The organism is Nocardioides silvaticus (assembly GCF_003160695.1).
Classification (GTDB): domain Bacteria; phylum Actinomycetota; class Actinomycetes; order Propionibacteriales; family Nocardioidaceae; genus Nocardioides; species Nocardioides silvaticus.
In genome coordinates, this window is the sequence record NZ_QGDD01000002.1 from 607,849 (window position 1) to 629,360 (window position 21,512).

Below are 21,512 nucleotides of genomic sequence, written 5' to 3' on the forward strand. Positions count from 1 at the left end.
GCCAGCGTCTACGCTGCCCCGCATGCGTGCTCGCACCTTCACCCGTCCGGCCCTCGCCGCCACCGCCCTCGTCCTCGCCCTCGGGCTCGCCGCCTGCGGTGACGACGACCCCGAGGACGAGGCCAGCGACAACTCCTCGACTGCGAGCGAGACGACCGAGGACCCGACGGCGACCGGGACCGAGAGCGAGTCCGACGCCGGCGGCGCCACCGAGTGCGAGTACGTCTCTGACGGCACGGCCAGCGACGTCGAGCTCCCGCCCGCGACGCCGACGACGTCCGGTGAGGTGGAGGTGTCGATCGAGACCACGATCGGCCAGTTCGACCTGACCCTGGACGGCGACCGGACGCCGTGCACCACGAACTCGATGGTGTCGCTGGTCGAGCAGGGCTTCTACGACGGCACCACCTGCCACCGGATGACGGTCAGCCAGGGCTTCCAGGTGCTGCAGTGCGGCGACCCGACCGGCACCGGCTCCGGCGGCCCGGGCTACACGATCCCCGCCGAGTACGACGGCACCGAGACCTATCCCGCGGGAACCTTGGCCATGGCCCGGGCGCAGGACCCCGACAGTGGTGGCTCGCAGTTCTTCATCTGCTTCGGCGACACCGCGCTCGGCCCGGAGTACACCGTGTTCGGCACGGCCGACCAGGAGACCGTCGACGCGATCGCCGAGGCGGCGGAGGCCGGAGTCACGCCCGTGATGGGTCCCGAGGACGGCACGCCCAACACCGAGATCACGTTCGAGACCGCCACCCTCGACTGACGGTTCTGGACGAGCTCAGCGGGCTCAGAGCGGGAACGTCACGCCGCTGAGCTTCTCCGAGACCTCCCACAACCGGCGGGCCAGCACCGGGTCGGAGGCCGCCTTGCTGCGGCGCGCCGGCGCCGGCCACCCGTGCAGCTCGAGCCGGCCGTGCGGCCCGATGTAGGTGTCGCCCGGGACGTCCATCGTGGCCGCGTAGACGGTGCAGAGCGCGCCGCGCCAGGCGGGCATGCTGACCAGCTTCTGCCCGTGGTAACCGATCCAGGTGATGACCGGGTTGCCGGTGCCGCTGGTGATGTTCGTCGACGACGCGCCCGGGTGCGCGCCGACCGCCCTGACCTCCGATCCCGCGCCGGTGAGCCGGCGCTGCAGCTCGGACATGAAGAGCAGGTCGGCCAGCTTGGACTGCGCGTAGGCGGCGAAGACCCGGTAGGGGCGCCGCTCCCAGTTGACGTCGTCGACGTCGAGGCCGCTCCCGCTGCGGTGCTCCCGCGAGCTGGTCACCACCACCCGGTCGCGGATCCGCGGCAGCAGCAGGTTGGCGAGCGCGAAGTGGCCGAGGTGGTTGGTCGCGAAGTGGGTCTCCACCCCGTCCGCCGTCAGGCCGTACGGCGCGCCCAGCACGCCCGCGTTGTTCACGAGCACGTCGAGCCCGTCGTGCTCGTCCAGGAACGCGTCGACGAACGCGCGCACGGAGCCGAGGTCGGACACGTCGAGCTCACGGACGCTGACCCGCCCCGCGTCGTACCCCGGCACCTGGCGCGCCGCGGCCTCGCCCTTCTCGAGGTTGCGGCACGCCAGCACCACCTCGGCGCCGCGGGACCCGAGGATCCGGGCGACCTGGAAGCCGATGCCGCCGTTGGCGCCCGTGACGACGAACCTGCGACCGGGCTGGGGCGGCACGGCGGTCCACGGGCGCATGGCCCAAGACTAGGGAGTCGAGGTCCCCGGTTTCGACGGACCCGGCTGATTGACTGGTCCCATCATGGAAACGATCGGTCTCTTGCTCCTCGGGCTCCTCGTCGGCGGCGCGCTCGGCGTCGTCGGCGGCTGGGTGCTCCGCGCTCGGGCGGTTCCCTCCTCGGCCTCTGCCGGCCCGTCCCTGGACGTGCTCGCGGCACGACACGAGGCCGAGCTCGAGCAGGTGCGCCGGGAGGCGGCCGAGGCGAGGGCGCAGGTCCAGTCCGACCTCGCCGGCGCCCAGGCCAGCCTCGACGAGCTGCGCGACGCGCTCGCCGCGGCGCGTGAGCAGCACCGGGAGGCGGTCTCCCAGCACCGGGCGCAGCAGGAGGAGCTGATGGCCCACCACCGGGCCCAGCAGCAGGAGCGCGAGCGCTCCGAGACGAGCCAGACCCAGGTCCTCAAGACCCTCACGCCGGTGGTGGAGCACCTCCGCTCGATGCAGCGCAAGGTCGACGACCTCGAGAAGTCCCGGGTCGCCCAGCACGCGGAGCTCGCCACCCAGATCCGGCACACCCAGCAGTCCGTCGAGGAGTCCCGCAAGGCCGCCGACACGCTGGCCTCGGTGCTCAAGAACAACTCGGTCCGCGGCGCCTGGGGCGAGACCCAGCTGCGCACCTTGGTGGAGACGGCCGGCCTCCTCAACCGGGTCGACTTCGAGCTCCAGCACTCCGTCGACGCCGACTCCGGCGAACGGCGTCCGGACATGGTCATCAACCTGCCCGGCGGCAAGCAGATGGCGATCGACGCCAAGGCGCCCTACAACTCGTTCATGGACGCCCAGCGCGAGGGCATCGAGCCCGAGGCCCGGCAGCGGCTGCTGCTCGACCACGCCAAGCGCGTGCGCAGCCACGTCGACAGCCTCGCCAAGAAGGGCTACTGGACCGGCCTGCCCGTCAGCCCCGAGTTCACGGTGGCGTTCATCCCCAACGAGCAGCTGCTCAACGCGGCTCTCGACGTCGACCCCTCGCTGATGGAGCACGCGTTCCAGCAGGGCATCGTGCTGGCCACGCCGACCAACCTCTGGAGCATGCTCAAGACGGTCGCGTTCACGTGGAAGCAGGAGGCGCTCACCGAGGACGCCCAGCAGCTGTTCGAGCTCGGCCAGGTCCTCTACCGGCGCATCGTCAAGCTCGCCGACCACGTCGACAAGCTGGGCCGGTCCATCCAGCGCAGCGTCAAGGACTACAACGCCTTCACCGGGTCGCTCGAGCGGTCGGTGCTCCCGGCGGCGCGCAAGCTCAACGCAGCCGAGCCGCTGGCCGCGCAGATCACCGCGCCGGCGGTGATCGAGGAGGCACCCCGCGCCCTCACCAGCGGCGACTTCGAGGCGATCGCCGACATCGAGCGGGAAGAGCTGACCTTCGACTTCGACATCCCCGAGACCGACGTCGTCGAGCATCCGGAGCACGACGCGGGCTAGGTTCTCCTCATGCCCGAGGTCGACCCCTCCTTCCTCGCCCTCCCCTACCGCAGGCTCGGTGACGTCGCCCTGGCCCGCGCGTCGGAGCTGGGCGCCGGTCACGCGGACTTCCGGTTCGAGCGGATCCGCTCGCAGCGGATCCTGGTGCGTGACGGAGCGCTGCAAGGCGCGGCCGATGTCGACACGATCGGTTTCGCGGTGCGTGTGGTCCACGGCGGTGCCTGGGGCTTCGCGTCCGGTGTCGTCCTCACCGAGGACGAGGCGGCCCGGGTCGCCGACACCGCGGTGGCCGTCGCGAAGGTCGCGGCCACGATGACCACCACGCCGGTCGAGCTGGCGCCCGAGCCGGTCCACGACGACGTGACCTGGGTGTCGTCGTACGCCGTCGACCCGTTCGGCGTGCCCACGGCCGACAAGACCGCTGTGCTGGCCGACTGGACGGCGCGGCTGTGCCGGGGCGCTGCGGTCGACCACGCGACCGCGTCGTTCTACGCCGTCCAGGAGAACAAGTACTACGCCGATGTCTCCGGCACCCGCACCACCCAGCAGCGGGTCCGGCTGCAGCCCGGCTTCGAGGCCATGGGCGGCACCTCGGAGGTCTTCGACTCGATGGCGAGCATCGCTCCCCCGGTCGGCCGCGGCTGGGAGTACGTCGTGGGTGGGCCGTCCGACGGTGCCTGGGACTGGGACGCCGAGCTGGACGAGGTGCCTGGGCTGCTGGCCGACAAGCTCAAGGCGCCGAGCGTCGAGGCCGGCCGCTACGACCTGGTGATCCACCCCTCCAACTTGTGGCTGACCATCCACGAGTCGATCGGCCACGCCACCGAGCTCGACCGGGCGCTCGGCTACGAGGCCAACTACGCCGGCACCAGCTTCGCCACCCCCGACCAGATCGGCACCCTGCGCTACGGCAGCCCGGTCATGCACGTCACCGGGGACCGCACCGTCGAGCACGGCCTGGCGACCATCGGCTACGACGACGAGGGCGTGGCGACCCAGCAGTGGGACATCGTGCGCGACGGGACCCTCGTCGGGTTCCAGCTGGACCGGTCGATGGCGGCGCTGATGCCCGAGCTGAACGCCGGACGCTCCAACGGCTGCGCCTTCGCCGACTCCCCCGGTCACATCCCGATCCAGCGGATGGCCAACGTGTCGCTGCAACCGGACCCGGACGGCCCCACCACCGAGGACCTGATCGCCCGGGTCGAGCGCGGGATCTACGTCGTCGGCGACAAGTCGTGGTCGATCGACATGCAGCGGTTCAACTTCCAGTTCACCGGGCAGCGGTTCTTCCGGATCGTCGACGGCCGGCTGGCCGGCCAGGTGCGCGACGTCGCCTACCAGGCGACGACCACCGACTTCTGGGGATCGATGGAGGCCGTCGGCGGCCCGGACACGTGGATGCTCGGCGGCGCGTTCAACTGCGGGAAGGCCCAGCCCGGCCAGGTGGCTGCGGTGAGCCACGGCTGCCCGACCGCGTTGTTCCGCGACGTGAGGATCCTCAACACCACCGAGGAGGGCGGCCAGTGACCCCGCAGGAGCTGGTCGAGCGCGCGCTCGCCGCATCGACGACCGACGACTGCCTGGTGATCGTGCGCGACAGCACGAGCGCCAACCTGCGCTGGGCCGGCAACACGCTCACGACCAACGGCCAGATGACGGGCCGCAGCGCCACGGTGGTCTCGTTCGTCGCGAAGGACGGCGGGATCGCCGCGGGTTCGACGAGCGGCAGCGCGACCACGACCGACGAGATCGACGCCATCGTCGCAGCCGCCGACGCCGCCGCGCGAGCGGCCGCACCGGCCGAGGACGACAACCCCCTGGTCCGCGACCGCACCTCGCCCGACTGGGACGAGCCGGCCGTGCCCACCGACATCACCGTCTACGACACCGTCGCCCCGGCGCTGGGCGAGGCGTTCGGGCGGGCCGCCGACGCCGGGCGGATCCTCTACGGCTTCGTCGACCACGACGTGACCACGACCTACCTCGGGTCCAGCACCGGGCTCCGTCTCCGGCACGTGCAGCCGACCGGGACGTTCACCTGCACCGCCAAGGACGCCGCCCTCACCTCCAGCGCGTGGGTCGGCGCCGCCACCAGCGACTTCACCGACATCGACCCGCTCGCGCTCGACGACGAGCTCGCCCGTCGGCTCGGTTGGGCCCAGCGGCGGCTCGACCTCCCGGCCGGGCGCTACGACACGATCCTGCCGCCCACCTCGCTCGCCGACCTCATGGTCGACACCTACTGGTACGCCGGCGCCCGCGACGCCTGGGAAGGCCAGTCCGTCTACAGCCAGCGCCCGACCGGCACCCGGATCGGTGAGCGGATCGCCGCAGCCGGGGTGAACCTCGCCTCCGACCCGATGCTCGCCGGCGCCGAGTCCGCCCCGTTCGTCGCCGTCGGCGCGTCGAGCTCCGACCACTCCGTCTTCGACAACGGGCTGCCGTTGGAGCGCACCGACTGGATCCGCGACGGCGAGCTCGCCGCCCTCGTGCAGACGCGCCACACCGCAGCGATGACCGGCCAGCCGGCCACGCCGTACGTCGACAACCTGGTGCTCGAGATCGACGGCGCGACCGGCACCATCGACGACCTCGTCGCCGGCACCGAGCGCGGACTGCTGGTGACGTCCCTCTGGTACATCCGGCTGGTCGACGCCCAGAGCCTGCTGCTCACCGGACTGACCCGTGACGGCGTCTACCTCGTGGAGAACGGCGAGATCACCGGCGCGGTCAACAACTTCCGCTGGAACGAGAGCCCGGTCGACCTGCTCGGCCGGTTCTCGCACGCGTCCGCCTCCACCCGCAGCCTGAGCCGCGAGTGGAGCGACTACTTCCCCCGGACCGTGACCCCAGCCCTACGGATCCCCGACTTCAACATGTCGAGCGTGTCGCAAGCGACGTGAGGCAGGCAGCAGCCTCGGGCTGACGCCCCTCCGTCACGGCCGGAAGACCACCTTGACCATGCCCTCCTCCTTCTTCTGGAAGTGGCTGTAGGCGCTCGGTGCCTCCTCCAGCGGGAGGTGGTGGGTCGCGAAGCCGTCGACACCGAACGGGTCGTCGTCGACGAGCTTCGCGAGCAGCTCGTCGGTCCACGCGCGGACGTTCGCCTGCCCCATCCGGAGCTGGACCTGCTTGTCGAAGAGCTGCATCATCGGCATCGGGTCGGCGGCGCCGCCGTAGACACCCGAGATCGAGATGGTGCCGCCGCGGCGGACGGCGTCGATCGCGGTGTAGAGGGCCGCGAGCCGGTCCAGGCCGGCGTTCTTCATCAGCGGCTCGGCGACGGCGTCGGGGAGCATGCCGGCGAACTTCTGGACCAGGCCGGCAGCGGGCGACCCGTGCGCCTCCATGCCGACCGCGTCGATCACCGAGTCCGGGCCCCGTCCGTCGGTGGACTCCCGGACGACGTCGGCGACACCGCCGACCTGCTCCGCCTCGTCGAGGTCGAGCGGCTCTGCTCCGAAGGCTGCGACCCTGGCGAGTCGCTCGGGGATGCGGTCGACCGAGATCACGCGGTAGCCGGCCTCGACCCCCATCCGTGCGGCCATGTCGCCGATCGGGCCGGCTCCGAGCACGAGCAACGTCCCGCCGTCGGGGACGGCCGCATACTTCACCGCCTGCCAGGCGGTGGGCAGAACGTCGGAGAGGAACAGGAACCGGTCGTCGTCGTGCTCGTGCGGCACCTTGACCGGGAGGAAGTCGGCATAGGGCACCCGCAGGTACTCGGCCTGACCGCCGGGGACCTGGCCGTAGAGCTTGCTGTAGCCGAAGAAGCTGGCCCCGGTGCCGTGCTCGTGGTTCTGGGTCGTCTCGCACTGGCTGTAGAGGTTCTGCTCGCACATCCAGCAGGAGCCGCAGCACACGTTGAAAGGCACTACGACCCGGTCACCGACGGCGAGGTCGGTGACATCGGCGCCGACCTCCTCGACGATACCCATGGGTTCGTGCCCGACCACGTCGCCGGATTCCATGAACGGCGCCAACGTCTCGTAGAGGTGCAGGTCGGACCCGCACAGCCCGGTCGAGGTCACCTTGATGATCGCGTCCGTCGGCTGCTCGATCCGTGGGTCCGGGACCTCCTCGACCCTCATGTCGTGGACTCCCTGCCACGTCACTGCCTTCATGGATGGACCCGCTTTCCGTCGAGGTACGCGATCTCCTGCGCTGTCCCCCGGCAGATACCCCGCCCCCGGCGGCCCATCCACTCGTCAGTCGGCGTAGGCCTCCACCGGCGGGCAGGAGCAGACCAGGTTGCGGTCGCCGTAGGCCTGGTCGATGCGCGCCACCGGCGGCCAGTACTTGTCACCTGCGTCGTTCGACCCGGTGATGCCGGCCGGGAACACCGCCTCCTCCCGGCTGTAGACGCGGTCCCACACCCCCACCAGGTGGCGGGCGGTGTGCGGCGCCTGGCGCAGCGGGCTGTCCTCGACGGCCCACTCCCCCGACGCGACCCTGTCGATCTCGCCCCTGATGGCGGCCATCGCGTCGCAGAACCGGTCGATCTCGGTGAGGTCCTCGGACTCCGTCGGCTCGACCATCAGCGTCCCGGCCACGGGGAACGACATCGTCGGCGCGTGGAAGCCGTAGTCGATGAGCCGCTTGGCGACGTCGTCGACGGTGACCCCCGTCTGCTTGGTGATCTCGCGCAGGTCGAGGATGCACTCGTGGGCGACCAGGCCGGTCTCGCCGCGGTAGAGGACCGGGAAGTGCTCCCCCAGCCGCGCCGCGACGTAGTTGGCCGACAGCACCGCGACCGCCGTGGCACGGGTCAGGCCCTCGCCACCCATCAGCCGCACGTAGGCCCACGAGATGGGCAGGATGCCGCTGGAGCCGTACGGCGCCGCGCTGATCGCCCCCACGCCGTCGCGCTTCGCCTCCTCCGGGTGCATCGGGTGCGAGGGCAGGTACGGCGCGAGGTGGGCGCGCACCGCGACCGGTCCCACGCCCGGGCCCCCGCCGCCGTGCGGGATGCAGAACGTCTTGTGCAGGTTGAGGTGGGAGACGTCGCCGCCGAACTGGCCGGGCTTGGCGTACCCGAGCAGCGCGTTGAAGTTCGCGCCGTCGATGTAGACCTGGCCGCCGTGCTCGTGGACGATCTCGCACAGCTCGGCGATGTCCTCCTCGTAGACCCCGTGGGTCGACGGGTAGGTGACCATGATCGCCGCCAGCGTGTCGGCGTGCTCCTCGCACCTCGCCCGCAGGTCGGCCAGGTCGACGGTGCCGTCGCCCTCCGCCTTCACCACGACGACCTGCATCCCGGCCATCACCGCCGAGGCCGGGTTGGTGCCGTGGGCCGATGACGGGATCAGGCAGACCCGACGCTGGTGGTCACCGTTGGCGTCGTGGTAGGCGCGGATGGCGAGCATCCCCGCGAACTCGCCCTGGGAGCCGGCGTTGGGCTGGATGCTGACCTTGTCGTAGCCGGTCACCTCGGCCAGCCACTCCTCGAGCTGGTCGACCAGTCGGCGGTAGCCCTCGGCGTCCTCGGCCGGCACGAACGGGTGCAGGTCGGCGAAGCCCGGCAGCGACACCGGCTCCATCTCGGTGGTCGCGTTGAGCTTCATCGTGCAGGAGCCGAGCGGGATCATGCCCCGGTCGAGCGCGTAGTCGCGGCTCGACAGCCGGTGCAGGTAGCGGAGCATCGACGTCTCGTTGTGGTGGGTGTTGAAGACCGGGTGGGTCAGGAAGTCGGTCGTGCGGCGCAGGTCGGTGGGCAGCGCCTCGCCGGTCGAGCGGTCGAGGTCGTCCACGTCGACGGCCTCGACGCCGAACGCGCGGAGCACCACCGCCACCGTCGCGCGGTCGGTGCTCTCCGACGTCGACAGCCCGACCGTGTCGGCGTCGACGAGCCGCAGGTGCACGCCCTCGTCGCGGGCGGCGGCGACCACGGCGGCCGCGCGACCCGGCACCGGCACCGTCAGGGTGTCGAAGAACCGGTCGTGCAGCGGCGGGAGGCCGGCGTCGCTCAGCGCCCGGGCCAGCACGGCGGCGTACCGGTGGGTGCGGGTCGCGATCTGCCGCAGGCCCTCGGGTCCGTGGTAGACGGCGTACATCGACGCGGTCACGGCGAGCAGCACCTGGGCAGTGCAGATGTTGGAGGTCGCCTTGTCGCGCCGGATGTGCTGCTCGCGGGTCTGCAGGGCGAGCCGGTATGCCGGGCGCCCCTCCGCGTCGAGCGAGACGCCGACCAGCCGGCCCGGCAGCTGCCGCTCCAACCCTGCGCTCACGCTCATGAAGCCGGCGTGCGGGCCGCCGTAGAACAGTGGGACGCCGAAGCGCTGACTGGAGCCGACGACGACGTCGGCTCCGAGCGATCCGGGGGACGCCAGCAGCGTGAGGGCCAGCAGGTCGGCCGCGACGATGGCAAGGCCGCCGCGCTCGTGCACGGACTCGATGAGCGGCCTCGGGTCGAGCACCCGTCCCGAGGCGCCGGGGTACTGGATGAGGACGCCGGCGACGTCGCCGTCCGGCAGTCCCTCGGTCAGGTCGGCGACGACGACCTCGGTGCCGATCGCCTCGGCCCGGGTGCGCACCACGTCGATCGTCTGCGGCAGCGCGTCGGCGTCGATGACGACCGGGCCCTTCGCGCTCCGCTGGGCACGGTGCACGAGAGCGAGCGCCTCGGCGGCGGCGGTGCCTTCGTCGAGCAGCGACGAGCCCGCGATCGGGAGACCGGTGAGGTCGCTGACCATCGTCTGGAAGTTGAGGAGGGCCTCGAGCCGACCCTGCGAGATCTCCGGCTGGTACGGCGTGTAGGCGGTGTACCAGCTCGGGTCCTCGAGCACGTTGCGCCGGATCACGGGCGGCGTCACCGTGGCGTGGTAGCCCAGTCCGATCATCGGCTCACCGGGCCGGTTGGCGCCGGCCAGTCCGCGCAGCTCCTCGGCGACCGCGGCCTCGCTCAGCGCCGCCGGCAGCTCCAGCGGCGCCGACGTCTGGATGCCCGCCGGCACGGCTGCCTGCATCAGCGCGCCGACCGAGTCGTAGCCGAGGCGGTCGAGCATCGCAGCGACCGCGGCCTCGTCCGGCCCCAGGTGGCGATCGACGAACGGGAGGGCCCCGTCGAGCTCGGACAGCGTGGGGAGGTCGGACAAGGAAGGCTCCTCGGGATCGGTCGATCTCGTCGCCCTCCCCCTCTGTCACCGCAACGCCGCGGTTCCACAGTCGCCCGGCCGCGCGGTCCTGGTGCCTGAGAGGTTCCGGGGAGGATTTGCCCCTTCGGCGCTGGGTCGAGGCCCAGACTCTCCCGCGCGGGATCAGCACATCGAGACTATCAGCCGCGACCCCGGGTACCGGAACTCCTTCGGCGAGTGAGGGAGGAACCATGCGGGTGGCGATCACGGGCGCCAGCGGCAACCTCGGGTCGGCGTTGCTCCGTCGTCTCAGCGGCTCCGGCGAGCACGAGCTGGTCGGGGTGGCGCGACGAGTGCCTGCCGAGGAGCTCGCGGGCCCGGGCGTCCGCTGGGTGTCGGTCGACCTCACCGAGGAGCGTGACGTCCCCGCGCTGCGCGCTGCGTTCGAGGGCGCGGACGCCGTGGTGCACCTGGCCTGGGGCTTCCAACCGTCCCACAACGAGCGCTACCTCGAGGAGCTGGCCCTGGGCGGCACTCGGCGGGTGATCGACGCCGTCGCCGCCACGGCGGTGCCGCACCTGGTGCACCTGTCCTCGATCGGCGCGTACTCGGCGAAGGCCGACGACCAGCCGGTCGACGAGAGCTGGCCGACCGGCGGCATCGACAGCTCCTGGTACGGCCGCACCAAGTCCGCCGCGGAGCGGATGCTCGACGCGCACGAGGCCGCCGGCCACGGCACCGTCGTCACCCGGATGCGGCCCGGCATCGTCGGGCAGCGACGCGCCGGCAGCGCGCTGCTCCGGTACGGAGTGCCCGGGCTGGTCCCGGCCCGCGCGCTCGGTTGGCTGCCGGTCCTGCCGATGGACCGCGGGCTCCGGATGCCGCTGGTGCACAGCGACGACGTCGCCGCCGCGATCGAGTCCGCGCTGGTGCAACGAGCGGGAGGTGCGTTCAACCTGGCGGCCGACCCGCCCCTGACGACCGAGCACATCGCGCGGGCGCTCGGTGCCCGACCCGTGCACGTGCCGGCCGCGGTGCTGCGGCCGATGATGGCCGCGGCCTGGCACGCGCGGCTCCAGCAGGTCGACCCCGGCTGGCTCGACCTGGCTTTCGGGCTGCCCCTCCTCGACTCCTCCCGCGCCCGGCGCGAGCTGGGCTGGGCTCCGACCAAGGACGCGGTGTCCGTCTTCGAGGAGACCCTCGAGGGCATGCGGAGCGCCGCGTCGGACCGAAGTGCAGTGCTGCGCCCGCGGTCGGTCACGGCGCAGCTGGCCACCGCCGTCCGGCGGGGCCCGGTCAGCAGCCGGGAGCGACCCTAGGGTCAGCCGGCGTTGCGGGCCGCGCGACGCGCAGCCAGCTCGTCACCGGCGGCCGGCTCGGCCGACTCGGCGGGCTCCTGCGCGGCGTGCTCGCTGGGCAGCTCGGCGAGGGTGCCCTCGATCTCGCGCCAGACGCCGCCGATGGCGATGCCGAACACGCCCTGGCCGCCCTGCAGCAGGTCGATGACCTCGTCGTTGCTGGTGCAGTAGTAGACCGAGGCGCCGTCGCTCATCAGCGTGACCTGGGTGAGGTCGTCGGTGCCGCGCTCGCGCAGGTGGGTGACGGCGGTGCGGATCTGCTGCAGCGAGATGCCCGCGTCGAGGAGCCGCTTGATCACCTTGAGGATGAGGATGTCGCGGAAGCTGTAGAGCCGCTGCGACCCGCTGCCGGTGGCGCTGCGCACGCTGGGCTCGATCAGGCCGGTGCGGGCCCAGTAGTCGAGCTGCCGGTAGGTGATGCCGGCGGCGTTGCAGGCGGTCGGACCGCGGTAGCCCAGGTCGCTCGGGAGCGGCGACACGTCGTCGGTGAAGAGCAGGCCCTGCTCCTCGGCGACGCCGGCGGCGACGTCAGCAGCCTGGCTGTCGGGCTGGTGCTCGTTCACGCGGTCCTCCGGTGGAGTGGTGGTCTGGCGCCGGCCCCTTCCGGGGCCGACACATCAAGGTACGGCGCGGTGCGAGCCATGGTCAAAGACCCTCACCCGGCGTGTCGCAACTCTCACCCTCCAGTTGAGGGTTAGTGGGCGCCGGTACGGCTCAATGGGCCTCGAAGTCCTCCGGCGAGACATGGTCGAGGAACTCCCGGAACCGCTCGACCTCGTCCTCCTGCTCGGCCGGGACGGCCAGCCCGGCCTCGTCGAGGACGTCCTCGGCGCAGTAGATCGAGGTGCCGGTCCGCAGGGCCAGCGCGATCGAGTCGGACGGCCGCGCGCTCACCTCGGCGCCGGAGCCGAAGACGAGGGTGGCGTAGAAGACGCCGTCCTTGACGTCGGTGATCCGCACCTGGGTCAGCTCGTTGCCGGTCGCGGAGAGGATGTCCTTCATCAGGTCGTGCGTCAGCGGACGGGGCGGCACCACGCCCTGCTGGGCGAACGCGATGGCGGTGGCCTCGACCGCGCCGATCCAGATCGGCAGGTAGCGATCACCCGACACCTCGCGCAGCAGCACGATCGGCTGGTTGGAGGGCATCTCCACCCGCACACCCATCACGTCGACCTCGCGCATGCGATCCACCCTACTCCGCGCCGGAAGGGGAGCTAGAGGCGGCGGAGCCCCGCCTTCACCAAGGTCGCGTGCAGCCGCACCGTGAGCGCCGCGATCTCGCTGACGGCCTCCTCCGCGCGGGCGGAGGCCGACGCGTCGCGGCCCTTGCGGACCGGGGCGACGACCTGCTCGACCAGGCCGACCTCGCGGTCCGCGGCCGTCTTGAAGGCCCGTAGGTGGCGCGGCTCCAGGCCGTACCCGGCCAGCTCCTTGGCGGCCTGCGCGATGACCAGGGCGTCGGTGTCGTAGTGGCCGGTCGGTCCGGCGGCGATCAGGCCGAACTCCTCGAGCTGCCCGAGCAGGTCCTCGCCGATCTCCGCGATCTTCACCAGCTCCTTGCGGGACAGTCGGAACTTGTCGGTGCGCCGGAAGGACTCCGCTGACGGCATGCCGTCGGGAGTCATCGCCACCTTCGGCACCGTCGGGACGACCTCGTCGATCTGGGGCGGCTCGAGGCCCCGGTCCATCGCGTCGAGGTGCTCCCGGATCACGCCGAGCGGCAGGTAGTGGTCGCGCTTCATCCGCAGCACGTACCGCAGCCGGTCGACGTCGTGCGCGGAGAACTTCCGGTAGCCGGCCGGTGTGCGCTGCGGCTTGATGAGCCCTTCGGCCTCCCAGAACCGGATCTTGGGGATCGTGATGTCCGGGAAGTCCGGGCGCAGCAGGTCGAGGACCTGACCGATGTTGAGGAGTGCCTCGTGGTGCTCGGCGGACTGCGCCCCCACGGGAGTCAGGCGTCCTCGTGCCCGGCGAAGTAGACCAGCCGGTACTTCCCGATCTGGACCTCGTCGCTGTCGGTCAGTGCCACCGTCTCGATGCGGTCGCGGTTGACGTAGGTGCCGTTGAGGCTGCCGACGTCGCTCACCGTGTAGCCGTCACCGGAGCGGTTGAAGATCGCGTGCCGCCGGGACACGGTGACGTCGTCGAGGAAGATCTCGCTGTCGGGGTGGCGCCCCGCGTTCACGACGTCCTGGTCGAGGAGGAACCGGCTCCCGGCTCCCGGCCCCTTCTGGACGACCAGCAGGGCCGAGCCGACCGGCAGCGCGTCGACCGCCGCGGCGTCGACCGGGCTCAGGCTGCCGGAGGTGTCGACCTTCTCGCTGCCGGTGAAGCTGATCGTCGCGGTGGCGTCGCTGGGGTCGATGGTCGGCTCGGGTGCGACCAGACGGGTGCCGCACTGGGAGCAAAACCGGGCGTCGTCCGGGTTCTGCCGACCGCACGCGGTGCAGAAGGGCATCAGTTCTCCTCGATCGTTCCCTCAGGGTGAGGTTGAGGTCGATGGTTCGAACCTACACGGTCAGGCCTTGGTGTGGGTCTGGTACGCCGATGCGTCGAGCAGCTGGTCGACCTCGGCGGCGTCCGCGGGCACGACCTCGAACAGCCAGCCCTCGCCGTACGGGTCGCTGTTGACCAGCTCGGGCGTCGCGTCGAGCGACTCGTTGCGGGCGACGACCTCGCCGGCGACCGGTGCGTAGACGTCGCTCACCGACTTCGTGGACTCCAGCTCGCCGCACGCGGTGCCGGCCGTCAGCGTCGTGCCGACCTCCGGCAGCGAGACGTAGACGATGTCGCCGAGGGCGTCCTGGGCGTAGTCGGTGATGCCCACCCGGACCGAGCCGGGCTGCTCTCCCGGCGTCCGCAGCCACTCGTGCTCGACCGTGTACTTGAGGTCATCAGGGGTCATGGCCCGAAGGCTACTAACCGGGGTCGGGTGCGCTGAAGTCAGGATCGTCGGGATCGGCGACCGACTCGATGTCGATCGACGTCAGCTGGTCGACCTGCACCACGGCGCCGTCGTCCTCCAGCTGGGCCCGAGGTCCGAGGAGGAACTCCAGCGAGGAGGCCAGGGTCGACGGCTCCCCGATCACGTCGAGGACGTACGGCGCCTCGACCAGCTCGCCGTTCACGAGGAACCCGCCCTCGGTCTCCTCGAACGAGGTCTCAGCGACGATCCGCACCGTGCCGTTGAGCTGCATCGCCTCGGCGTCCACGGTCCGCAGCTCCTGGATGGTGTCGAGCAGCGAGGACAGCGTGACCCGGCCGGTCTCCTCCACGATCGTGATCCGGATGCCGGGGCCGGTGACCGGCACCAGGCCGGCCAGGATGCTGAGCTCGTCGACGTCCTGCTGCGCCTGCTCGAGCGCGGCCTGGCGGGCGCTGGTGTCGTCCAGGAGCTCGTCGCGGACCTCCTCGAGCTCGGCGATCTCCTGCTCGGCGCGCTGCCGGGTGCCGGCGAGCGCGGAGAGGATGTCGATCAGCTCCTGCTCCCGCAGACCGGAGTAGCTGTCGTCGGTCTCGGTGAGCCGCACCTGGGTGACGGCAGCGAACCCCAGCACCGCCAGCAGCACCCCGACGACGATCTGGCTGCGGGAAGGACGGAACAGCCCGGCGAGGAGGCGCTGGCGGGTGCTGGGCGCCTCCTGAGGTGCGTCGGTCGGGTCGGTTGCGCCCAATGCGTCCGGTGTGTCCGGTGCGTCCGGTGCGTCAGGCATGGAACACGTGCCTCCGGATCGCGGCGACGTTGGTGAAGATCCGGATCCCGAGCACGACGATGACGCCGGTGGAGAGCTGGCCGCCGACGCCGAGCCGGTCGCCGAGGTAGACGATCCCGGAAGCGATCACCACGTTGCTGATGAAGGAGACGACGAAGACCTTGTCGTCGAAGATGCCGTCGAGGTACGCGCGCAGGGCACCGAAGACGGCGTCGAGCGCGGCGACGACCGCGATCGGGAGGTAGGGCTCGAGCCCCAGCGGGACGTCCGGCTGCACCAGGAACCCGAGCACGATGCCGACGAGCAGGCCGAGAACTGCGATCACGGCTTCCCGTCTCCTTCCGGCGGTCGGTCGCTGTCGGTCAGCAGCGTGGCCGACCGTAGCTGGCGGAGGCTGCTGGGCGCGGCAGGCAGCCGCATCTCGTCCACATTGTCCACGTCGTAGGTCCAGCCGTAGTCACCGGCCAGCACCGCGAACGCTGCACCACTCGACGTCTCGACCAGCCGGGACGACAGCGTGGAGGTGTCCCCGATCGCCTGCACGACGTACGGCGGCGCGATGCCGATCGAGTTCACCTCGATGGCCGTGCCGGAGTTGCGGATCGACGTGCTGGCCGAGACTCGCTGGCCGTTGACGGCGATCGCCTCCGCACCGGCGGTCCAGAGCGCGTTGACGAGCAGGGCCAGGTCGGAGTCGCGGACGTGCTCGGTGTCGGGGTCGGCGGCAGGCGCGTTGTCGATCTCGATCCGGATGCCCTCCCCCGTCACCGCGGTGAAGCCGGTGGTGCCGCCGAGGTCGGCCGCCCTGCCCTCGACGTCGTTGACCGCGTCGCCGGTCGCGATCAGCCGGCGCTCGGCCTCGGCGTTGTCCTCCTGCAGGTCGGCGATCCTGCGCTGCCGGTCCTGCACGATGTCGCGCCGGGCGTCGATCCGCTCGATCAGGTCCTCCCGGCTCGCGCTGTCCTCGTCGGCGTTGGCCGAGGTCTGCACGGCGGCGACCGTGAGCATGACGCCGAAGACCGCGACGACCGCGACGACACCGATCCGGCCGGGCACCTGGTCCTTGCCGTGCGGCGTCCCACCCGAGGCGACCCGGCGCTGGGCGACCATCTGGTAGTCGCGCTCGAGCGCCTCGGCGGTGATCAGCTCCAGCAGCGGCGTCCGCACCCGGGCGGCGGCGTCACCGCCGGACCGGTCGGTCGAGCCGTCGGCCATCAGGAGCCCGCCGCGCGCGCCGTACGACGCTCCGTGGTGGCGAGCAGCTTGCGCACCTGCCACGCGTAGAGGAGGCCGGCCCACCAGTAGAGGCCGATGCCCCACAGCGCGAGCGCCCAGCCGAACGGCTGGGCGAGGGTGGCGACGGTGCCGTCGCCGTCTCCCAGGAGCAGCAGCGGGAAGGCGTACAGCAGATTGAAGGTGGCGGCCTTCCCGACGAAGTGCACCGGCAGGGCGCTGTAGCCGCGTGTCCGCAGCAGCGGCACCAGCCCCCACAGCAGCAGGTCGCGCAGCGGCAGCGACACGGCGAGCCACCACGGGATGATCTCCCGCATCCCCAGGCCGACCACGACGGCCAGGATGTAGAGCCGGTCGGCCACCGGGTCGAGGATCTGCCCGAGCGTCGACTGCTGGTCGAGCTTGCGGGCGAGCCAGCCGTCGAGGTAGTCGGTGACACCCGAGACCATCAGCACGACCAGCGCCCAGGCGTCCTCCTCGGGCCCGAGGACCAGCCACAGGAACAGGGGCACGCCCAGCAGCCGGAGGCCGCTCAGCAGGTTGGGCAGGGTGAGGACGGCGTCGGAGCCCCTGGAACCTTCCTCACGTGTGTCGGCCACGGACGACACCCTAGTTTCCCCCCGTCCCGATCATGGGCCGGACTCGTCGGAGTGCGCCGCGTCGCGGATCTCACCCACCAGCTCCTCGATGACGTCCTCGAGCGCGGCCACCCCGAGCGTCTGCCCGTCCGGCGTCACGACCCGCGCCATGTGGGCGCCGCGGCGCTGCAGGTGCTCGAGCACGTCGTGGAGGAGCGCGTCCTCCCCCACCGTGGCGAACGGCCGCACCCAGCGGTCCGCGATCGGCCGGTGCCGGCGCTCCTCGTCCGGCTCCAGCACGTCCTTGATGTGCAGGTAGCCGATCAGCCGGTCGCCGCTCTCCCCGCCGCCGTCGACGACGGGGAACCTGCTGAAACCGGTCGCGCCGCACACGGCCTCGACGTCGGCCCCCGTGGCTCCGCGGCGGACGGTGGTGAGCGACTCCGGCCGCATCATGACACCGGCCACCGTCTTCTCCGTGAACCCGAGCGCCCCCGCCAGCCGGTCGTACTCGTCCTTGGCGAGTAGCCCCTCGCCCCGGGACTCCTCGACCAGCGCCGCGACCTCCTCGCGGGTGAAGGTCGAGCTCACCTCGTCCTTGGGGTCGATCCGCAGGAGCCGGAGGATGCCGTTGGCCATCCCGTTGATCACCGCGATGAGCGGGCGCAGCAGGGTGACGATCCCGAGCATCGGAGGGCCGAGGATCAGCGCCGACCGGTCGGGGCCGGCGATGGCGATGTTCTTCGGCACCATCTCGCCGAGCACGACGTGGAGGTAGACGACGACCGTCATCGCCACCACGAACGCGATCGGGTGCAACGCATCGTCGGGCACGCCCAGTGCGTGGAGGCCGGGCTCGAGCAGGTGGGCGACCGCCGGCTCGCCGACCGCGCCCAGGCCCAGGGAACAGATCGTGATGCCCAGCTGGGCACCCGCCATCATGTCCGAGACCTGCTCCATCGCCCGCAGGGTGGTCCGGGCGAGACGCGAGCCCTGCTGGGCGCGCGGCTCGATCTGGCTGCGGCGCGCGGACAGCAGGGCGAACTCCGCGCCGACGAAGAACGCGTTGGCCCCGAGCAGGAACACGGCGAGGAGCACCGCGGCGAGGTCACTCATGGGGACCCGCGTCCTGGACCCGGAGCGCCAACCGGTCGATCCGCAGCCCGTCCATGTGCTCCACGGTCAGGACGGCCTCACGGTCCGGACCCTCGTCCCCCGAGGCGACCAGCGGCACGACGACGCTGTCACCCGACGTCGGGATCCGGCCCAGGCCCTTCAGCACCAGCCCGGCGATGGTGTCGTAGTCCTCGCCCTCCGGCAGCGGCGTCCCCGTGAGGTCTTCCACCTCGTCGGGGCGCAGCAGCCCCGAGAGCGACCAGCTGCCGTCACGACGCAGGCGACCCCGGTGTCCCAGCCGGTCGTGCTCGTCGGCGATGTCGCCGACGATCTCCTCGACCACGTCCTCGAGGGTGACGATGCCCGCGTGCCCGCCGTACTCGTCGAGCACGACGGCCATCTGGAAGCCGTCCTTGCGCAGCAGCGCCATCAGCGGGTCGAGCCGGAGGGTGTCGGGCACCTCGGTGGGCTTGACCATCAGGTGCTTCACCTTGGTCGTCGCGCGTTCGGGCACCGGGAGTGCGACGGCGTTCTTCACGTGCACCGTGCCGACGACCGCGTCCTGCTCGTCGAGGACCGGGAACCGCGAGTGGCCGGTCTCGCGGGCGAGGTCGATGACCGCGCTCGCCCGGTCGTTCGTCTCCAGGGACCGCGTGCGCACCCGCGGCGTCATGATCTCGCCGGCGGTGCGCGTGCCGAACTCGACCGACCTCTCCATCAGCTCGGCGGTATCGGCGTCGAGCGTCCCGACGTCGGCACTGCGCTGGATGAGGGAGGCCAGCTCTGTCGAGCTCCGTGCCGAGCGGAGCTCCTCCTGCGGCTCGATGCCGAACCACCGGACGATCGCGTTCGCGGACCCGTTGAGCAGGCGGATCGGCCCGCGGATGCTCGCGGTGAACGCACGCATCGGCCGTTGCGTCGCGCGGGCGGTGGCCAGCGGCACGGCCAGCGCGACGTTCTTCGGGACCAGCTCCCCGATGAGCATCGTCAGCACGGTGCTGACCACCAGACCCGTTGCCAGCGCGACAGGGGTGACGGCTTCCTCGGCGAGGCCCAGAGCCTCGAGCGGGTCGCGCAGCAGCTCGGCGATCGCCGGTTCGGCCAGGAAGCCGATGCCGAGGTTGGTGACCGTGATCCCGACCTGCGCGCCCGACAGCTGGGTCGAGAGCGACCGCAGCGCCAGCTGGACACCCGCGGCACCACCGTCGCCTGCCGCCGCTGCCCGGTCGACCTGACTGCGGTCCACGGTCACGAAGGCGAACTCGGCGGCGACGAACAACCCGCAGGCCACGATGAGGAACAGGGCGATCCCGAGCAACAGCAGAGCGGTCGTCATGGTCGGTGCAGCGTACCGATCTCCGCATACCACTCGAGCAGCTCGGGGGCGTCGACGCTGCCGGGGTCGAGGGCACCGCTGAGGTCCTGGCCGAGCAGCACCTTCTTCACCGGCACCTCGAGCTTCTTGCCGGTGCGCGTGTGCGGGACGCCCGGGGCCGCGATGACCACGTCGGGCACGTGCCGGGGTGAGGCGTGGGTGCGGATGGCGTCGTTGATCCGTGCCTGCAGCGCCTCGTCGAACTCGACCCCGTCGGCCAGCACGACGAACAACGGCATCCAGTAGTCGCCGTCCGGTCGCTCGATGCCGATCACGAGCGCTTCCCTGATCTCCGGGAGCGCCTCGACCGGCTCGTAGATGTCGGCGCTGCCCATCCGGATGCCCTTGCGGTTGAGCGTGGCGTCGGACCGGCCGTGGATGGCCACCGAGCCGTGGTCGGTGAGGGTGATCCAGTCGCCGTGCCGCCAGACGCCGGGGAAGGTGTCGAAGTACGCGTCGTGGTAGCGCGCACCGTCCGGGTCGTTCCAGAACATGACCGGCATCGACGGGAGCGGCCGGGTGATGACCAGCTCCCCGACCTCGCCGCGCACCGGCGCCCCGCTCTCGTCGTAGGCGTCGACGGCGACGCCGAGGCACGGCCGCGAGAGCTCCCCGGCCCACACCGGGACGGTCGGCGCCGGACCGACGAACGCGCTGACGACGTCGGTGCCGCCGCTGATCGAGGCGATCTGGACGGCCGGCGGCAGGTCGGCCGCCAGCGCCCGGTGGCTGACGGCCGGGAACGTCGAGCCCGAGATGCCGACCCGGCGCAGCCGCGTGAGGTCGTGGTTCTTCGGTCCGACCGCGGCCTTCTGGCAGGCGGCGACGTACGCCGGGCTCATCCCGGTCGCGGTCACCCCGTGCTCGGCGGTGATGGCCCACAGCTGGTCCGGGGACGGGTGGGCGGGGCTGCCGTCGTACGTCACGATCGAGGCGCCGGTCAGCAGGCCCGCCACGACGAAGTTCCACATCATCCAGGAGGGCGTCGTGTACCAGAACAGCCGCTCCCCCGGCCCGAGGTCGAAGTGCAGTGCCGCGACCTTGGCCTGCTCGAGCATCGCCCCGCCGTGCCCGTGCACGATGCCCTTCGGCTTGCCGGTGGTGCCGGAGGAGAACAGCACCCACAGCGGGTGGTCGAACTCGACCTCGGCGTAGTCGAGCTCGGGCACCGGGTCGCTGCCGACCGCGTCGGCCCACTCGAAGTCGCCGACGTCGATCGACCGCTCGAGCGTGGGCAACGCCGCCTGCAGCTCGGCGACCACGCCGGCCCGCTGGTGCTGCTTGCCACCGTGGACGTACGACGACGCGAACACCAGCACCTTCGGCTCGAGCTGCTCGAACCGGGCCAGTGCCGCGGACGCCGCGTAGTCCATCCCGCACACCGACCAGATCGCGCCGAGGCTGACCGTGCCGAGCAGGGCGACGACCGCTTCGGGGGTGTTGGGCAGGTAGCCGACGACGCGGTCGCCCTTGCCGACCCCGAGCTCGCGAAGCCGGGCCGCGAAGCCGGCGACCTCGTCCCGCAGCCGGCCCCAGGTCAGCTCGCGCCCCGCCCCGGGGTCCTCCGAGAGCCCGACGACCGCGACCTCGTCGGCCGGGCGGCCCTCGAGCAGGGCCTTGGCGTAGTTGACCCGCGCCTCGGGGAACCAGACCGCGCCGGGCATCCGCTCCTCGGCGAGGGCCGGACCGGGCAGGTCGTGACCGAGGAACTCCGCGACGCAACGCCAGAACGCGTCGAGGTCGTCGACCGACCATCGCCAGAGCTCGTCGTACTCCTCGACGCCGGAGGCGGACAGCTGGCGTCCTGCGTAGGCGGGCGTCGACGCGAGGCGGGCGAGCTCCTCGATCCGATACGGCCGCGCGGGGTCGTCGGCCGGCGGCTTCCAGTCCGGTGCAAGCATGTGCCGAACTCTA

General features: G+C 71.7%; 20 protein-coding genes and 1 riboswitch. Of the genes, 5 read left to right on the top strand and 15 right to left on the bottom strand.

Going from position 1 to position 21,512, the window contains the following annotated elements; all coding sequences use genetic code 11:
* Positions 1 to 22 precede the first annotated feature (22 nt).
* Positions 23 to 766, top strand: coding sequence for a peptidylprolyl isomerase (locus DJ010_RS07790; RefSeq protein ID WP_109693031.1), 744 nt, complete (start codon positions 23 to 25; stop codon positions 764 to 766).
* 24 nt (positions 767 to 790) lie between these two features.
* On the opposite strand, the gene DJ010_RS07795 is transcribed toward DJ010_RS07790, so the two are convergent.
* Positions 791 to 1,687: an oxidoreductase gene (locus DJ010_RS07795; RefSeq protein ID WP_109693032.1), complete on the bottom strand. Its 897-nt coding sequence runs from the start codon at positions 1,685 to 1,687 to the stop codon at positions 791 to 793.
* Positions 1,688 to 1,769: 82 nt separating this feature from the next.
* Between DJ010_RS07795 and DJ010_RS07800 the strand changes: the two genes are divergently transcribed.
* Genes DJ010_RS07800 through DJ010_RS07810 form a run of 3 tightly spaced genes read left to right on the top strand, consistent with a single transcriptional unit; the run spans position 1,770 to position 6,055 of the window.
* Entirely contained in the window at positions 1,770 to 3,149 is a 1,380-nt protein-coding gene (locus DJ010_RS07800) for a DNA recombination protein RmuC (RefSeq protein ID WP_211318693.1), read from the top strand.
* A 9-nt stretch (positions 3,150 to 3,158) separates the two neighbouring features.
* Positions 3,159 to 4,679: a TldD/PmbA family protein gene (locus DJ010_RS07805; RefSeq protein ID WP_109693034.1), complete on the top strand. Its 1,521-nt coding sequence runs from the start codon at positions 3,159 to 3,161 to the stop codon at positions 4,677 to 4,679.
* Positions 4,676 to 6,055, top strand: a complete 1,380-nt coding sequence (locus tag DJ010_RS07810; RefSeq protein WP_109693035.1) for a metallopeptidase TldD-related protein — start codon at positions 4,676 to 4,678, stop codon at positions 6,053 to 6,055. Before DJ010_RS07805 ends, DJ010_RS07810 begins: the two co-directional genes overlap by 4 nt.
* Positions 6,056 to 6,088: 33 nt before the next feature.
* On the opposite strand, the gene DJ010_RS07815 is transcribed toward DJ010_RS07810, so the two are convergent.
* Entirely contained in the window at positions 6,089 to 7,243 is a 1,155-nt protein-coding gene (locus DJ010_RS07815) for an alcohol dehydrogenase catalytic domain-containing protein (RefSeq protein ID WP_245927330.1), read from the bottom strand.
* Between the two features lie 117 nt (positions 7,244 to 7,360).
* On the bottom strand, positions 7,361 to 10,246 hold the full coding sequence (gcvP, locus tag DJ010_RS07820; protein ID WP_109693037.1) for an aminomethyl-transferring glycine dehydrogenase: 2,886 nt from the start codon (positions 10,244 to 10,246) through the stop codon (positions 7,361 to 7,363).
* 73 nt (positions 10,247 to 10,319) lie between these two features.
* Positions 10,320 to 10,411, bottom strand: a riboswitch (glycine riboswitch).
* 65 nt (positions 10,412 to 10,476) lie between these two features.
* Between gcvP and DJ010_RS07825 the strand changes: the two genes are divergently transcribed.
* Positions 10,477 to 11,544: an NAD-dependent epimerase/dehydratase family protein gene (locus DJ010_RS07825; RefSeq protein WP_109693038.1), complete on the top strand. Its 1,068-nt coding sequence runs from the start codon at positions 10,477 to 10,479 to the stop codon at positions 11,542 to 11,544.
* Positions 11,545 to 11,546: 2 nt separating this feature from the next.
* Here DJ010_RS07825 and DJ010_RS07830 read toward each other — a convergent pair whose 3' ends face one another.
* From DJ010_RS07830 to DJ010_RS07885, 12 genes are all read right to left on the bottom strand, one after another.
* Positions 11,547 to 12,146, bottom strand: a complete 600-nt coding sequence (locus DJ010_RS07830) for a MerR family transcriptional regulator (protein ID WP_109693039.1) — start codon at positions 12,144 to 12,146, stop codon at positions 11,547 to 11,549.
* A gap of 151 nt (positions 12,147 to 12,297) precedes the next feature.
* On the bottom strand, positions 12,298 to 12,765 hold the full coding sequence (locus DJ010_RS07835; protein ID WP_109693040.1) for a bifunctional nuclease family protein: 468 nt from the start codon (positions 12,763 to 12,765) through the stop codon (positions 12,298 to 12,300).
* Positions 12,766 to 12,797: 32 nt separating this feature from the next.
* Positions 12,798 to 13,529, bottom strand: coding sequence for a transcriptional regulator FtsR (gene ftsR, locus DJ010_RS07840; RefSeq protein ID WP_109693041.1), 732 nt, complete (start codon positions 13,527 to 13,529; stop codon positions 12,798 to 12,800).
* Positions 13,530 to 13,534: 5 nt separating this feature from the next.
* The gene (locus DJ010_RS07845) at positions 13,535 to 14,041 is read right to left on the bottom strand and encodes a zinc-ribbon and FHA domain-containing protein (RefSeq protein ID WP_109693042.1); all 507 of its coding nucleotides are present in this window, start codon (positions 14,039 to 14,041) and stop codon (positions 13,535 to 13,537) included.
* A 60-nt stretch (positions 14,042 to 14,101) separates the two neighbouring features.
* Entirely contained in the window at positions 14,102 to 14,488 is a 387-nt protein-coding gene (gcvH, locus tag DJ010_RS07850; RefSeq protein WP_109693043.1) for a glycine cleavage system protein GcvH, read from the bottom strand.
* Between the two features lie 13 nt (positions 14,489 to 14,501).
* A complete protein-coding gene (locus tag DJ010_RS07855; RefSeq protein ID WP_109693044.1) occupies positions 14,502 to 15,296 on the bottom strand; it encodes a DUF881 domain-containing protein in 795 nt (264 codons plus the stop codon).
* On the bottom strand, positions 15,289 to 15,621 hold the full coding sequence (locus DJ010_RS07860; protein WP_109693045.1) for a small basic family protein: 333 nt from the start codon (positions 15,619 to 15,621) through the stop codon (positions 15,289 to 15,291). Before DJ010_RS07860 ends, DJ010_RS07855 begins: the two co-directional genes overlap by 8 nt.
* Positions 15,618 to 16,574, bottom strand: coding sequence for a DUF881 domain-containing protein (locus DJ010_RS07865; RefSeq protein WP_158282968.1), 957 nt, complete (start codon positions 16,572 to 16,574; stop codon positions 15,618 to 15,620). The genes DJ010_RS07860 and DJ010_RS07865 overlap by 4 nt, the downstream gene beginning before the upstream one ends.
* Entirely contained in the window at positions 16,511 to 17,128 is a 618-nt protein-coding gene (clsA, locus tag DJ010_RS07870) for a cardiolipin synthase ClsA (protein ID WP_109693175.1), read from the bottom strand. Before clsA ends, DJ010_RS07865 begins: the two co-directional genes overlap by 64 nt.
* 30 nt (positions 17,129 to 17,158) lie before the next feature.
* Positions 17,159 to 18,223 (bottom strand): hemolysin family protein, encoded by a 1,065-nt coding sequence (locus DJ010_RS07875; protein ID WP_109693047.1) that lies wholly within the window; start codon positions 18,221 to 18,223, stop codon positions 17,159 to 17,161.
* Complete coding sequence (locus DJ010_RS07880) at positions 18,216 to 19,559, bottom strand: hemolysin family protein (RefSeq protein ID WP_109693048.1); 1,344 nt, start codon at positions 19,557 to 19,559, stop codon at positions 18,216 to 18,218. The genes DJ010_RS07875 and DJ010_RS07880 overlap by 8 nt, the downstream gene beginning before the upstream one ends.
* Positions 19,556 to 21,499 (bottom strand): acetoacetate--CoA ligase, encoded by a 1,944-nt coding sequence (locus tag DJ010_RS07885; RefSeq protein ID WP_109693049.1) that lies wholly within the window; start codon positions 21,497 to 21,499, stop codon positions 19,556 to 19,558. The genes DJ010_RS07880 and DJ010_RS07885 overlap by 4 nt, the downstream gene beginning before the upstream one ends.
* Between the last annotated feature and the right edge of the window lie 13 nt (positions 21,500 to 21,512).

Excerpts from the sequence above, each read along its gene's own strand:
- DJ010_RS07795 (WP_109693032.1), bottom strand. The coding sequence starts at position 1,687 with ATGCGCCCGTGGACCGCCGTGCCGCCCCAGCCCGGTCGCAGGTTCGTC.
- DJ010_RS07835 (WP_109693040.1), bottom strand. The coding sequence starts at position 12,765 with ATGCGCGAGGTCGACGTGATGGGTGTGCGGGTGGAGATGCCCTCCAAC.
- DJ010_RS07815 (WP_245927330.1), bottom strand. The coding sequence starts at position 7,243 with ATGAGGGTCGAGGAGGTCCCGGACCCACGGATCGAGCAGCCGACGGAC.
- DJ010_RS07885 (WP_109693049.1), bottom strand. The coding sequence starts at position 21,499 with ATGCTTGCACCGGACTGGAAGCCGCCGGCCGACGACCCCGCGCGGCCG.
- DJ010_RS07875 (WP_109693047.1), bottom strand. The coding sequence starts at position 18,223 with ATGAGTGACCTCGCCGCGGTGCTCCTCGCCGTGTTCCTGCTCGGGGCC.
- DJ010_RS07880 (WP_109693048.1), bottom strand. The coding sequence starts at position 19,559 with ATGACGACCGCTCTGCTGTTGCTCGGGATCGCCCTGTTCCTCATCGTG.
- DJ010_RS07790 (WP_109693031.1), top strand. The coding sequence starts at position 23 with ATGCGTGCTCGCACCTTCACCCGTCCGGCCCTCGCCGCCACCGCCCTC.
- gcvH (WP_109693043.1), bottom strand. The coding sequence starts at position 14,488 with ATGACCCCTGATGACCTCAAGTACACGGTCGAGCACGAGTGGCTGCGG.
- DJ010_RS07825 (WP_109693038.1), top strand. The coding sequence starts at position 10,477 with ATGCGGGTGGCGATCACGGGCGCCAGCGGCAACCTCGGGTCGGCGTTG.
- DJ010_RS07805 (WP_109693034.1), top strand. The coding sequence starts at position 3,159 with ATGCCCGAGGTCGACCCCTCCTTCCTCGCCCTCCCCTACCGCAGGCTC.
- DJ010_RS07845 (WP_109693042.1), bottom strand. The coding sequence starts at position 14,041 with ATGCCCTTCTGCACCGCGTGCGGTCGGCAGAACCCGGACGACGCCCGG.
- DJ010_RS07855 (WP_109693044.1), bottom strand. The coding sequence starts at position 15,296 with ATGCCTGACGCACCGGACGCACCGGACACACCGGACGCATTGGGCGCA.